Annotated in this window: 13 protein-coding genes; 4 read left to right on the forward strand and 9 right to left on the reverse strand. The window is 59.3% G+C overall.

Features of this window, described 5'->3' with window-relative positions:
• Nucleotides 1-3: 3 nt before the first annotated feature.
• Genes maiA through hmgA form a run of 7 tightly spaced genes read right to left on the reverse strand, consistent with a single transcriptional unit; the run spans nt 4 to nt 6,559 of the window.
• A complete protein-coding gene (gene maiA / locus V8J82_RS11435; RefSeq protein ID WP_339975375.1) occupies nt 4-624 on the reverse strand; it encodes a maleylacetoacetate isomerase in 621 nt (206 codons plus the stop codon).
• The gene (locus tag V8J82_RS11440; protein WP_339975377.1) at nt 621-800 is read right to left on the reverse strand and encodes a DUF2783 domain-containing protein; all 180 of its coding nucleotides are present in this window, start codon (nt 798-800) and stop codon (nt 621-623) included. The genes maiA and V8J82_RS11440 overlap by 4 nt, the downstream gene beginning before the upstream one ends.
• Complete coding sequence (locus V8J82_RS11445; protein WP_339975379.1) at nt 793-2,421, reverse strand: FAD-dependent oxidoreductase; 1,629 nt, start codon at nt 2,419-2,421, stop codon at nt 793-795. The genes V8J82_RS11440 and V8J82_RS11445 overlap by 8 nt, the downstream gene beginning before the upstream one ends.
• Nucleotides 2,422-2,473: 52 nt before the next feature.
• Nucleotides 2,474-2,998: a hypothetical protein gene (locus tag V8J82_RS11450; protein ID WP_339975381.1), complete on the reverse strand. Its 525-nt coding sequence runs from the start codon at nt 2,996-2,998 to the stop codon at nt 2,474-2,476.
• Nucleotides 2,995-3,945 (reverse strand): MBL fold metallo-hydrolase, encoded by a 951-nt coding sequence (locus V8J82_RS11455; protein WP_339975383.1) that lies wholly within the window; start codon nt 3,943-3,945, stop codon nt 2,995-2,997. Before V8J82_RS11455 ends, V8J82_RS11450 begins: the two co-directional genes overlap by 4 nt.
• A gap of 4 nt (nt 3,946-3,949) precedes the next feature.
• Nucleotides 3,950-5,191 (reverse strand): fumarylacetoacetase, encoded by a 1,242-nt coding sequence (fahA, locus tag V8J82_RS11460; RefSeq protein WP_339975385.1) that lies wholly within the window; start codon nt 5,189-5,191, stop codon nt 3,950-3,952.
• Nucleotides 5,192-5,203: 12 nt separating this feature from the next.
• Nucleotides 5,204-6,559: a homogentisate 1,2-dioxygenase gene (hmgA, locus tag V8J82_RS11465; protein WP_339975387.1), complete on the reverse strand. Its 1,356-nt coding sequence runs from the start codon at nt 6,557-6,559 to the stop codon at nt 5,204-5,206.
• Between the two features lie 68 nt (nt 6,560-6,627).
• Between hmgA and V8J82_RS11470 the strand changes: the two genes are divergently transcribed.
• The gene (locus V8J82_RS11470) at nt 6,628-7,053 is read left to right on the forward strand and encodes a MarR family winged helix-turn-helix transcriptional regulator (protein WP_339975389.1); all 426 of its coding nucleotides are present in this window, start codon (nt 6,628-6,630) and stop codon (nt 7,051-7,053) included.
• 40 nt (nt 7,054-7,093) lie between these two features.
• Here the strand turns inward: V8J82_RS11470 and V8J82_RS11475 are convergent, their stop codons facing one another.
• Together V8J82_RS11475 and V8J82_RS11480 are read right to left on the reverse strand one after the other, a co-directional pair.
• On the reverse strand, nt 7,094-7,759 hold the full coding sequence (locus V8J82_RS11475; RefSeq protein ID WP_339975391.1) for a pyridoxamine 5'-phosphate oxidase family protein: 666 nt from the start codon (nt 7,757-7,759) through the stop codon (nt 7,094-7,096).
• 55 nt (nt 7,760-7,814) lie between these two features.
• Entirely contained in the window at nt 7,815-8,831 is a 1,017-nt protein-coding gene (locus V8J82_RS11480; protein WP_339975393.1) for a carbon-nitrogen hydrolase family protein, read from the reverse strand.
• A 126-nt stretch (nt 8,832-8,957) separates the two neighbouring features.
• Here V8J82_RS11480 and V8J82_RS11485 point away from each other — a divergent pair, with 126 nt between their 5' ends.
• The 3 genes from V8J82_RS11485 (at nt 8,958) to V8J82_RS11495 (ending at nt 12,570) form a co-directional block, all read left to right on the forward strand.
• Nucleotides 8,958-9,911 carry an AraC-like ligand-binding domain-containing protein gene (locus V8J82_RS11485; RefSeq protein ID WP_339975395.1) on the forward strand — a complete coding sequence of 318 codons (954 nt, stop codon included), beginning with the start codon at nt 8,958-8,960 and terminating at the stop codon, nt 9,909-9,911.
• A 107-nt stretch (nt 9,912-10,018) separates the two neighbouring features.
• The gene (locus V8J82_RS11490; protein WP_339975397.1) at nt 10,019-11,140 is read left to right on the forward strand and encodes a hypothetical protein; all 1,122 of its coding nucleotides are present in this window, start codon (nt 10,019-10,021) and stop codon (nt 11,138-11,140) included.
• Between the two features lie 170 nt (nt 11,141-11,310).
• Nucleotides 11,311-12,570, forward strand: coding sequence for an imelysin family protein (locus tag V8J82_RS11495; protein ID WP_339975399.1), 1,260 nt, complete (start codon nt 11,311-11,313; stop codon nt 12,568-12,570).
• Nucleotides 12,571-12,598 lie beyond the last annotated feature (28 nt).

Here is a 12,598-nt window from a genome sequence, read left to right on the forward strand (position 1 = left end):
GCGTTACGCCCCCGGATAGGCACGCTGAAAGGCAGGATGCGCGTTGCAGGTGGTTTGCAGCGCTTTGATGCCTGGACAATGGTCATAATCCACCCCCCACCGGTCGGCGTTGTATAGCTGCGGGATCAGGCAGATCTCGGCCAGGCCGGGATGCGCGCCAGTGACAAACGGCGCAGGATCGAGATCTGCGAGCAATATCTCGAACGCGCGCAGGCCACGGCCGATGAACCTCTGCATCCATTCCGTCCGCGCGGGCTCAGCGCCGCCCGTCGCGTATTCCATCACCGACCGATTGCAGACCGGATGCACATCGACAGCCAGGCAATGGGCCAAGGCGATGACTTTCGCGCGACGCGCAGGGTCATCTGTGGGAAGCAGGCGCATATCCCGTGTTGTGTCCAGGTAGTCCAGGATCGCCAAAGACTGGGTCAACCGATGCCCGTCAATATCCAGAACCGGCACCAGACCCTGCGGATTCCGCGCCAGGTGGGCGTCTGATTTGTGGGCATCGTCCAGAAGGTCGACAGTCTCTATCTCGTAAGGCTCACCGAGCAGGTTGAGAGCGATGCGCACGCGGTAGCTGGCGGACGATTTGGCGTAGTCCCAAAGGGTCATTACGCTCATTTCGCGGCCTCCAATGCAGCGCGAAGGACATCGCGATCTCCGATCTGGTTGGCCAGGATCAGGATCAACCGCGCATTCAACGCCTCGCTCTGATCTTTAGTCAGGCCCTCATGCACGGCCAGCAACTCATCATAAAAGCCATCGGGGTCGGGGATTTTGGGCGCCAGGTTAAGCATCGGCCGGTTCCTTTCCGATCGCGCGACGCAGGGCGGCGGTGACATGATCCGCGTTCCAGTTGGGCCAGCGCCCCACAACATGCTGATCAGGGCGGATCAGGTAGATCGCCGCAGGATGTTCGCCCAGATAGCGCGCTGCTAATTCCGGGGATGGATCTGCGATATGCACAATTCTCAAGACGATCCCATCGATTGGCGCGACGTTTGACGGGGCGTTCCCTCCGATGGCCAGAAGGGCAAAATCGCCGCCCAAAGCCGCCAACAGATATTCGTTGCCAATTGGCGCATCTGTGCAGGCCGCGCCGGGGCGCGTTCCGGCGGGCCCATCCAGCCCATCGGCAGTGAATAGAGGATGATCGTCATAGATACAGGGCACGGATAGACGCCCGGAATTCACCAATGGCCGCGCGAAATCGTATTTGCCTGCGAGGTCTAGAACCGCATCCCGGAACAGGCGGTGCGTCTCCGTTTTGGGGGTCATGAAGCTGGTGGCGCGGGTCGAATTCAGGATGTTCTCATCGGCGCCATAGATCCGCTCGGTCGCATAGCTGTCCAGCAGCCTGTCATCGGCCAGATCCTTCAGCACAAGGTCGAGTTTCCAAGCGAGGTTCTCGGCGTCTTGGATGCCCGAATTCGCCCCGCGCGCCCCGAAGGGAGACACTTGATGCGCGCTGTCTCCGGCAAAAAAGACGCGATCATGCCGAAATGTCTCCATCCGGCGGCATTGGAACGTGTAGATCGAGGTCCAGACCAGCTCATAATCCGGAACCGTTCCCGTCTGGCTCGACAACATGGCGTCGACACGGGCGCGGATACGGTCCTCTTGTAGTTCCGCTGCGCGGTCGATGTCCCAGCCAAGCTGAAAATCTATGCGCCAGACATCGTCAGGCTGTTTGTGGAGAAGGGCTGATTGGCCGCTATCCTTGAACGGGGGCTCGAACCAGAACCAGCGCTCGGTCGGGAAATCGGCGCTCATTCGGACGTCCGCGATCAAGAAATTGTCCTCAAACACGCGTCCTTCAAAGCTCAGGCTCATCATATCGCGGGTAGGTGAGCGCGCGCCATCGCAGGCGATGACATAATCGGCGGTAAGTTGGTAGGGGCCGTGGGGTGTGTCGATGTCGAGCGTGACCTTGTCGGCGTCCTGGGTGAGGCCGGTCACGACGTTGCGGCCCCGGATTTCGATGGGCTGACCTGCGCTTTCGGCGCGGCGCAGCGCATCGATCAGGAACTTCTCGAAATAGGGCTGCTGGAGGTTGATGAAGGCCGGGTTCTTGTGGCCCGTCTCGGGTAGCAGGTTGAATTCGAAAACCTGATCCTCGCCGTGAAACACACGGCCCGTGTTCCAGACGACGCCCTTCTCGACCATATCTTGCCCCGCGCCCAGCCGGTCGGCGATATCCAAGGTCCGCTTGGCAAAACAGATCGCGCGAGAGCCCTGGCCGACGCCGTCATGGTCATCGAGGATCAGCGCAGGCGTTCCCTTCTGCGCCAGGTCAAGGCCCACGGCCACACCAATCGGCCCGCCGCCGATGATGATGACGGGGTGGTGGCCCGGCACCGCTTGAGCTGGGGTGTAAGGGTAGAGTTCGTGGGCAAGGGCGTAGGTGGCGCCGACCATAGATTGCTTCCTTGTTGAGGCCTTTGGACCTTTTACTGAGAACCACAGGCCGTTACTGCAAACCCATCAAATAGGTGTCGAGTATTTCGAGTTCCGCGTCCTGGTCGCCTTCGCCATCAAAGGCAACGGTCAGAGCACGGCCCATTGGGCTGTTTGGTTCATAGATCATTTGTCCAATGCAAAATCCGCCACCGCCGTAGACGCCGAGCGTGCCTTGGTACGAAGGGCGCTCATCGGGCTCCACGGACATGTCGTATGGAGCCCAAAGTCCAACGAGATAGCGGCCTTGCGTTTCGAACGGCAGATCACGTTGAGTCTGGTGCCGAAAGATCAGCGTCGCTTCGGTGGCCTGATCGTTCGGAAGCGGTTCGCCCCTGAGCACGCGGTCCACGCGGACCGGAACGATGTACCAGTTGCCATCAGACGGCCCTTGAGTGTCCCCCAAAACACTTACAGAGACTATTGCAGCACCCGCGTTCATCCGGGTTTGCAGGTCTACGCGCTCGCCCAGCGCGCAGGCGTTGCCCGAGCCTACCGATATTAGGCACGCCACAGCTGACAGGAGAAGTCGCATCATCCCTGCAACGCCTCCCACATCTCCAGATCGCGCTGGGCGGTCCAGATGCGGGGGTGGTCCAACCCGCGGGCTTCGTCATAGGCGCGGGCGACGTTGAAGGGCAGGCAATGCTCGTAGATCGCGAAATCGCTGAATTTCGGATCGCAGACGGCGCGGCAGGCCGCCATGGCCTCTTTCAGATCGCCGCCCCGCGCGGCAACCTGGGCAACAGGCCGATAGGTCGAGCGGATGAAATCCGTCGTCGTGTCGAGCGCTTTGGTGACCATCTCGGATCCGATCAGCGCAGCGCCGCGGCCGGGCGCGATCGCATCGGGGTTAAGCGCGCGGATCGCCTCGATCGTGTCGGGCCAATCGCGGAAATGCCCATCGCCACAATAACAGGCCGAGTGATATTCGACGATATCGCCAGTGAACATGACCCGCGCGTCGGGGACGCCAATGACGATATCTCCGGCGGTATGGGCGCGGTCCATCTGCATCAGATCAACGCGGCGCTTGCCCAGAAACACGGTCATCCGCCCGGTGAAGGTGGTGGTGGGCCAGGTGAGGCCGGGAATGCTCTCATGGCCTTCGAACAGACGCGGGAAGCGTTGGAATTCACTGTCCCAATCCTCTTGCCCGCGCTCCACAACCATGGCGCGGGCGGCGTCGGACATGATGATCTGATTGGCGCCATAGGCCGAGGCGCCCAGCACACGCACGGCATGGTAATGGGTCAGCACGACATGGGAGATCGGTTTGTCGGTGACCTCGCGCACCTTTTCGATCACCTTGTGGGCCAGGCGCGGGGTAGCCTGTGCTTCAACGATCATCACACTATCATCGCCGATGATCACACCGGAATTCGGGTCGCCCTCGGCGGTAAAGGCCCACAACCCGTCCCCGATCTCGTCAAAGGTGATTGTCTTCTCGGTCATATCCCCTTGGGAGGCGAAGGCTTTGGCCATGGTCTTATCCTTTGAATGGGTCTTCGAGCGCTGGGAGCAGGGTGCCGATACATGGGCCGAACCCGATTTGATATGTCTCTGCCATCGCGCGGCCCCTCAGCGCCAGCCTGTCGCCATCCTCGATGAAGCTGCGACTGGATCCATCGGGCAGGCTCAACGGGTCCTTGCCGCCCCAGGACAGTTCCAAAAGCGATCCGCGCTGATCCGGCTCAGGCCCTGAAATGGTGCCGGATCCCAACAGATCACCGATCCGCATCGGGCAGCCCGAACTGGTGTGATGGGCCAATTGCTGGGCGGCCGAATAGTACATAACGTTGTAATTCGTGGTGCAGATCGTGTGCTCGTTTAACCTCACGTTGAGGTCGATATCATAGAGCATGGGGCCTGTGTCGCTCAGATGGGGCAGCAGTTCCACCTCGCGCTCCGGCGTGGCGCAGCGGAACGGTTCAAGGGCTGCGGTGGTGACGATCCAAGGGCTGATCGTGGTGGCGGTGGCTTTCGCTTGAAACGGACCAAGCGGCTGGTATTCCCAGGCTTGGATATCGCGCGCCGACCAATCATTTAGAAGAACATAGCCGAAGATGTTTTCGAAGGCCTGATCGACGGAGATTGGTCCGTCCGAGGGCACACCGACAATCGCGCCCATCTCCAGCTCGATATCGAACCGGGCCGAGGGCGCCCATCGCGGGGCGCTGTCGTTCGGGCCTTTGAGCTGGCCCCAGGGCCGCCGGATATCCGTGCCAGACACGACAACCGACGACGCGCGCCCGTTATAGCCGATGGGGATATGCAGCCAATTCGGCGGTAGCGCATTCTCGGGCCCGCGGAACATCGTACCGACATTTGTCGCGTGGTGCTTTCCGGCATAGAAATCGGTGTATTCGCTGACCGCGAAGGGCATGTGCATCTGCGCGCCCGTCTGCGGAACCAGGTACGGCGTCAGCCTATCTTGCGCCGCGGCCCCTTCCGCCAAAATCTCGGTCAGGTGCGCCCGAAACGCTGCCCAGGCCTCGGGTCCAATTGCCATAAAGGCGTTCCAGGCGGGCAGGTTAAATACCGGCTCCACGCCTTCGCGGATCAAACCAGCCTGTTCCAGCGCGGTGACATCCAGGATCTGGTCCCCGATCGCCACCCCGCAATGCGGCTCCGCATCCCCATGGCTGAATACGCCATAGGGAAGGTTGTTCAACGGAAACTCGGTCTCCGTGCTGTTGGCCGCGCCGACCCAGCTACGTTTCAACTCCATTCTGGTGTGGTCCTATTTCTTGCCCGGCGTGCCGTCGAACTTCTTCTCAAGCGATGTCCAGCAATCGATGTAATTGTCCTGCAAGGGCGCTTCATTGGCGGCGAACTCGGTCAGATGCTGCGGAAACCGCGTCTCGAACATGAAGGACATGGTGTTGTCGAGTTTCTCCGGGCCCAGCTCGGCATTCGAGGCGCCTTCGAACGCGTCCCGGTCGGGGCCATGGGGCAGCATCATGTTGTGCAAACTGACACCGCCCGGAACGAAGCCCTGGGGCTTGGCATCGTATTGGCCGTAAATGTTGCCCATCAGTTCCGACATAATGTTCTTATGATACCAGGGCGGGCGGAACGTGTCTTCGGCCACCAGCCAGCGTTCGCGGAACAGCACGAAATCGATATTCGCTGTGCCGGGTTGCCCGGATGGGGCGGTCAGAACGGTGAAGATGGACGGGTCGGGGTGATCAAACAAGATCGCGCCGACGGGGCAATAGGTCTTTAGGTCATATTTGTAGGGGGCGTAATTGCCGTGCCAGGCCACGACATCGAGCGGGCTTTGATCGATCTTTGTCTCATGGAATTGCCCGGCCCATTTGATGGTCAGGGTCGACGGCACCTCGCGGTCCTCGAACGCAGCCACGGGCGCCTTGAAATCCCGTGGGTTTGCCATGCAATTGGCCCCGATGGGCCCGCGCCCCGGCAGTTCGAACTTCTGGCCATAATTCTCGCAGACAAACCCGCGGGCCGGGCCGTCGAGCAGTTCGACCCGGTAGACAAGCCCGCGCGGCAGGATGGCGATCTCCTGTGGTTCAAGGTCAATGATGCCAAGCTCGGTGCAGAACCGCAGGCGACCTTCTTGCGGCACAACCAGCAATTCGCTGTCGGCGGAATAGAAATATTGATCTACCATTGATTTAGTCACCAGGTAGATATGGCTCGCCATGCCGACCTGCGTGTTCACATCGCCCGCCGTCGTCATTGTGCGCATTCCGGTCAGCCATGTCAGCGGCGTGTCACTATGCGGCACGGGATCCCAGCGATATTGCCCCAGCGAGGCGACATCGGGCAGGACATTGGGCGCGCTTTGCCAATGGGGCAGGTCAATGCGGGTATAGCGATGCGAATGCTTGACCGATGGGCGGATGCGATAACACCAGGTCCGCTCGGGCCGCACATCCGTGAAAGCTGTCCCCGAAACCTGTTCCCCGTACAATCCGTAATTCACCTTCTGTGGCGAATTCATCCCCTGGGGCAGGGCACCCGGCAGCGCCTCGGTCTCGAAATCGTTGCCAAAGCCAGGCATGTAGCCTTCGACCGTTCCAACCGGGCTGACGGCTTGTTGGAGATTGTGATCTGACGTTTGCTTGTTCATCGCATCCTCCCTGGATCACAGCAAAATATTGGTTGATTTTGTAACTAACAACATAAAAAGTTACGTTTATGACTAATTTTGATTTGCGCGATTTCACGCCTTACCTGTTGTCCCTGGCCGCCGAGACCTCAAGCGCCGGGTTCCAAACCTACTACAAAGGCCGCTACGGGATGTTGCGTACCGAATGGCGCGTGGTGTTTCATCTCGGCCGCTACGGCCCGATGACGGCAAAAGAGATCTGCGACCGCGCGCGGATGCACAAGACCAAGGTCAGTCGTGCAGTGTCAGCGTTGGAGGTCAAACGCTACTTGTCGCGCCGGGAACAGGCCAAGGATCGGCGGCACGAAACCTTGCGCCTAACAGCGGAGGGAGGACGGGTCTTTGCGGATCTTTACGAAGAGGCCGCGCGCTACGACGCGGAATTGCTGGCACAATTTACCGATGAAGAGCATGTCGTTTTGCAGAAATGCCTGACAAAACTGGCTGGGATCTGATCATACGCCGTTTCGACTGGCAGGTAATGCCACGCTGCCGCTAAGATGTCCCGTCTTCGACTTTGGCCAAATATTCGTCTTCACTGATTGTGCCGCCCTCATCGTCCGCTTTGCCTTGATCGTCTGGATGCAGGAAAGGCTGCAAAGGCTCGATGCGTTTCCAGGCGGGGAAGGGCTGTTTGCCGTCGGGATCGGGGACATAGGGCGAGGTTTCGACCCGCTTGTGCTTGTGGATGTAGCGAGCGCAATTCTGGAACACGACATCCACGTCCACCTCGACCACCATGTTCGCGCCTGGGAATTGAACGATCAGTTCTGCGTCGCGACTGAGCTTGGCGGTTCCCTGCAAACGGATGCGCCACGGCGTGACCATGTCCATGAACAACATCCCGATCTTCGCGGCCTCGTCGATATTGCCCATCGATAGCCACATCCCGTTCCCGTCGTAGTTGGGAAACATCAGGCGAGTGGGCGACAGCACTTTGACGAAGCCGACATCGCCGCCCTTGTAGGACACGGTCGGCTCCCCAGCGGCGGTCACCGTCGAGAGGAAAAAGTAGTCTCGGCTTCTGATATAGTCGGTATGGATCTCTTCAAGCTCATCCCGGACGATGGCGTGTACGACCACATCCGAAAGACCTTCATGCTGCGCCTCCTTTTGCAGCGCGCGTTGAGACGGTGTGTAGAAGTCATCGGGCGTCGGCATTCGATCCTCCTGTCAGGTGGGCGGCGCAGCGGCGCTACGCCGCCGCTAGGGCTTCCTATTCCGCGGCATCGGCGAGTTGCGGTGGCTCTATTTCGGTGACCTCTTCCCAACCGGAGGCATCGTCGAAATTGATCACGGGTCGCTGTTTCTTGCGATTGATCAAAAGCCGCGTGCTGTCGCGTTTGGCGTAGTGACCGGCGGGATCGGCTGCGTTCTTGGCGTAGCCAATCATGTGCAGATCGATATCCGCATAGACGATGCCTTCCTGATCATGCGGGATACGATCACCGATCTCGGACCCATCGGGCGCGTAAATCGCCGTGTAGCCGCCGCCGACCGGAAGCAGCGCCTCTTTCTCCGCATCGCCCTGACAGAGCATCTCTTGCATCTCTTTGGTCACCAAAGCGCAGGGCGCGAGCACGAAACACGAGCCTTCGACCGCGTAGATCATCGACGCGGCATTGTTGACCTGATGACCCAGCGCATAGGCGGCGCCTTCATACAGCGCCAGATTTGGCCAGGCGGCGACATGGATCTGTTCGTTCTGGGCATACATCGCATATTTGCTGAGCGGCTGCAGATGCTCCCAACAGGCCAATTGGCCGATGCGACCGATCTTGGTCTGCACAACATTCAGATCCGATCCGTCGCCTTCGCCGTAGACCGTGCGTTCGACATGGGTCGGCTTCAGCTTGCGGCGCCGATTGATCACCTCGCCGGTTTCGTCGAAATGCCATTGCGCGATGTAAAGCGATCCGCCGTCGCGCTCGGAACAGCCCATCGAGACTTGGATGCCGTTGTCGCGCGCGGCCTTCGCTAGGCGTGCCTCCTGCGGGCTTCCGGCTTCGATCGAATTGTCGAAATACCGTCCGACAAATTGCATCTGCCAGGCCACAGGACCAAGCCAGATGTGATTTGGGTAGCCGGGCAGCCAGGTTTCGCTGAAGGCTACAAGATGTGCGCCGCTCTGTGCCGCCTCTTCGATAAGGCGCACCGCCTTGTCGATCCCGGCATCGAGATCCAGGAAACAGGGCGCGGCCTGCACCGCGGCAACTTTGAATTGCGTGGACATGTGATTTCTCCTGCTGGTTTCCAACAGGGTGCCGCGTTCAACGATGACCTGCTTTTGAATTTGGGCGGAAAAACTTGCTTTTTTGGGCGGTCCAGACATGCTGGAGTGATCTCAGGGCCAAATCATATGGATCTACAAACCCGCTATAATACGGAGGATGTCGCGCCTGCGGACCGCTTCTCCTATTGGCGTGAATCGGTGTGCGACTCGTATGTGCGTTTGGGGTGCGAAGCTGAAAACAAATCTGAATTCAGGGGTTTGATCGATATCGCACGGCATTCGGTCGTATCGATCTCTCAGGTGGCAGGGCGGGCGCATCTGGTTGAGCGCCGGAAACGCGACATTCGTGCGTCGTCGGACGCATATTTTCTGCTGAGCCTGCAAACTGCCGAATCGTGTCGTGTCACGCAATTCGGTGAAAGCGCCGACTTGCGGCGCGGTGACATGGCGCTCTATTCCAGCAGCGACCCCTACCGGTTGGATTTGTCAGACGATTTTAGTCAGACGGTGGTTCAGTTGCCCGCCACCAAGCTGCTGGATCGATTGCCCCATGCCGAAACGCTGGTGGCCCGCCGGATCGATGGGCAATCCGGGATCGGGCGCCTGGTGCACGAGAACATTTTGGCCTTTTCCCAACAACTCGCCGCACCAGATCCTGTTTTGCAAAACATGCTGCAGGAAACCTTGATCGATCTGATCGCGACGGGTTTGGCGGCCCGCGGGGCGCAAGCTGCGCAGATATCTGCGCCCGAGCAGCAAGTCATGTTGCGCGCGACCGCCTTCATTCGTGACAATCTAGGCGATCCGACGCTGGACCGCGCCCGTGTGGCGGCGGCAATGCACATGTCCGTCCGACGTCTGAGCGAGATCTTTGCAAACAACGACCAGACGATCAGCGGATATATCCGGCAGAAACGGCTTGATGGGGTGGCGGCCGACCTAAAGGACTGCCGCTTCGACCCACAATCCATCAGTGAAATCGCCTTTCGGCACGGCTTTTCGAATATGCAGAATTTCTCGACCCTGTTTCGGCAGATATATGGTCAAAGCCCGCGCGCGTTCAGAACGATACGCTCCTAGCCGCTGGCGTCGTAGATCATCACATCTTGTCTGCCAACGATCAGAACAGTTGACGGGTGAAATCCTGGGCGCTCATCTGATCGGACCTTGCATGGCGCGTGATCCATATGACCGACAAACCGTTTCGTTTCTTTGACAACCGTCTGAAATACCTGACCTTCGTGAACACCACGAATGAGAAATGGCGGATATCGGAACGCGTCGCGCAAGAGGTCGAACACCTGATCCCACGCCCGCCGGCACTTCGCGTCTTTGACGCCGGGATGGGCGATGCCACGGTTCTGTCCAACACAATGCGGGCGATGCACCAAAGGCATCCGAATGTACCGTTCTACATGGTCGGCAAGGAGATCAGCCTGGAGGATCTGCGCCTTTCATTGGACAAGATCCCCGACCGGCTGGTCGAACACCCGGCAAGCGTCGTGGTGATGACCAACCTGTTCTATTCTGAAGCGCCGTGGCTGCGGCCCAGTAATCCAGACATGGCGGAGCGGCTGGTGTGGAAATCTATCGCGCTTGAGGGACAATCCTCGATCGGTTTTCAAGAGCAATTGCGCGATCTCGACCCGTTCCTGGTGGAGAATTGGCAGGTCCGATCCTCCGCCAAGACAGGCAATCCGCTTTATGTGAACCCGACAATTCTGGTGATCTACCGCAGGGATCACGATTTCCTGCTGGACAATGTCATTCCCACCCCTGGCATGACAGAGCCGGGCTATGATCTGGTGCTGGCATCACAGCCCTGGCGCGCAAGGACCGATGCGGCAGTAAAGGTGCGCTCGGTCCTGACCCCGTTGACCAGATGCCTTGCCCCTGGCGGGCGAATGATGGTGGTTCAATCGGCGGGCAATGATCCCGGGGCGGAAATCGTGAACCAGGTTTGGCCTGATATCGATCTGTTCCCGGTGAACCGGTACGACTTGATTGCGGCGTTGAAGGACGACCTGGGCGATGGGGTCGCGAATTACGATCTGACGATCCCAAACGGTGGGGACGCCTTGTTGTCATATCGGATGCATACCCTGCCTGAAGAGGTTGGGCCCTCGATCGGTACCTCGACCCTGTCCGCGGCTTGGAATGCCGCCACCTATGTGGCTCAGATCGAAGATGTGTTGTTGGAGGAAACCCACGGGTCCTCGTGGCATTTCGATGTGACTGCTGACATTCTCCACAAATATGGCGGCCTTTGGTTCAACGACGAAGTTTTTTCGATCACCCGATTGCGCTGATCCTGCAAGCAGACGCCGCCCCATGTCGTATTGTCGCGCCTGTACCTGATTAAAATACTCAGTCTTGCAATATCCGACAATTTTGATCAGCTTACGCGTGAGCGCGAGCACAGATCTCGCCTGCCGGTTGCGCGCCGGTGCACGCATCTCGTTAGAATAGGGACAATTAGATGAAGCGTATTTTGATGGCAGGCACCGCGATGGTGCTTTCAACCGGTATGGCCGCGGCACAGGATTATGCGGGTGTTCTGGACACCTACTCGGATATTGCAGAGGCTGGATATGCAGACAGCCTGATCGCAGCGCAGAACTTGCAGGCCGCCGTGAACGCACTGGTCTCTGAGCCATCCGCGCAGAACCTGCAGGCCGCCCGCGCCGCCTGGCTTGCGGCGCGCGTGCCGTACCAGCAGACGGAAGTGTTTCGCTTCGGCAATGCCATCGTCGATGATTGGGAGGGCAAAGTGAATGCCTGGCCGCTTGACGAGGGTCTGATCGATTATGTCGACGGCGGCTATGGTGGCCCGACCGATGAAAACGAGCTCGCCGCGTTGAACGTGGTGGCCAACACTTCTTTCACGCTGTCTGGCGAGACTGTTGATGCCAGTGAGATCACGCCGGCGCTGCTGGAAGAAACATTGCATGAGGCCGATGGGGTGGAGGCAAACGTGGCCACAGGCTATCACGCCATCGAATTCCTGCTCTGGGGCCAGGATCTCAATGGCCACGGCGCGGGTGCGGGCGACCGGCCCTACACCGATTACGTGCAGGGAGAAGATTGCACCGGCGGCAATTGTGATCGCCGCGGCGAATATCTAGTGGCCGCGACCGATCTGCTGGTCAGCGATCTGGAATGGATGGCTGCGCAATGGGTCGAGGGCGGTGCCGCACGCACTGCTTTGCTTGAAGATGAAAGCGCCGGGATCGTCGCGATGCTGACCGGAATGGGTTCGCTATCGTATGGTGAAACCGCTGGGGAACGGATGCGCCTTGGGCTGATGCTGAACGACCCCGAGGAGGAGCATTCCTGCTTCGCCGACAACACGCACAATGACCATTATCTGAACGGTCTGGGTGTTCAGAACGTCTATCGCGGTGAATATGTGCGAATCGACGGATCGCTGGTGTCGGGGCCGTCCTTGGCCGATCTGGTCACCGAGGCGGATGCCGATTTGAACGCCGAGATGAACCTGCGCTTGGCCGAAACGATGTTCGGGCTGAGCCGGATCGTAAATGCCGCCGAGGCGGGTTTTGCTTACGACCAAATGCTGGAGCGCGGCAATGCGGGCGGCGAGATGCTGATCATGGGGGGCGTCAACGGATTCATCGCGCAAACCGAGACCATCGAACGGATCGTCGCAGCGCTAGAGTTGGACGCGATTGAATTCGAAGGCTCAGATAGCCTCGACAATCCATCGGCTGTGTTTGAGTGACGCAGATTGGGGGCGGCGTCTGGCATCC

The sequence above is a fragment of the Gymnodinialimonas mytili genome (assembly GCF_037544085.1).
Taxonomy (GTDB): Bacteria; Pseudomonadota; Alphaproteobacteria; order Rhodobacterales; family Rhodobacteraceae; genus Gymnodinialimonas; species Gymnodinialimonas mytili.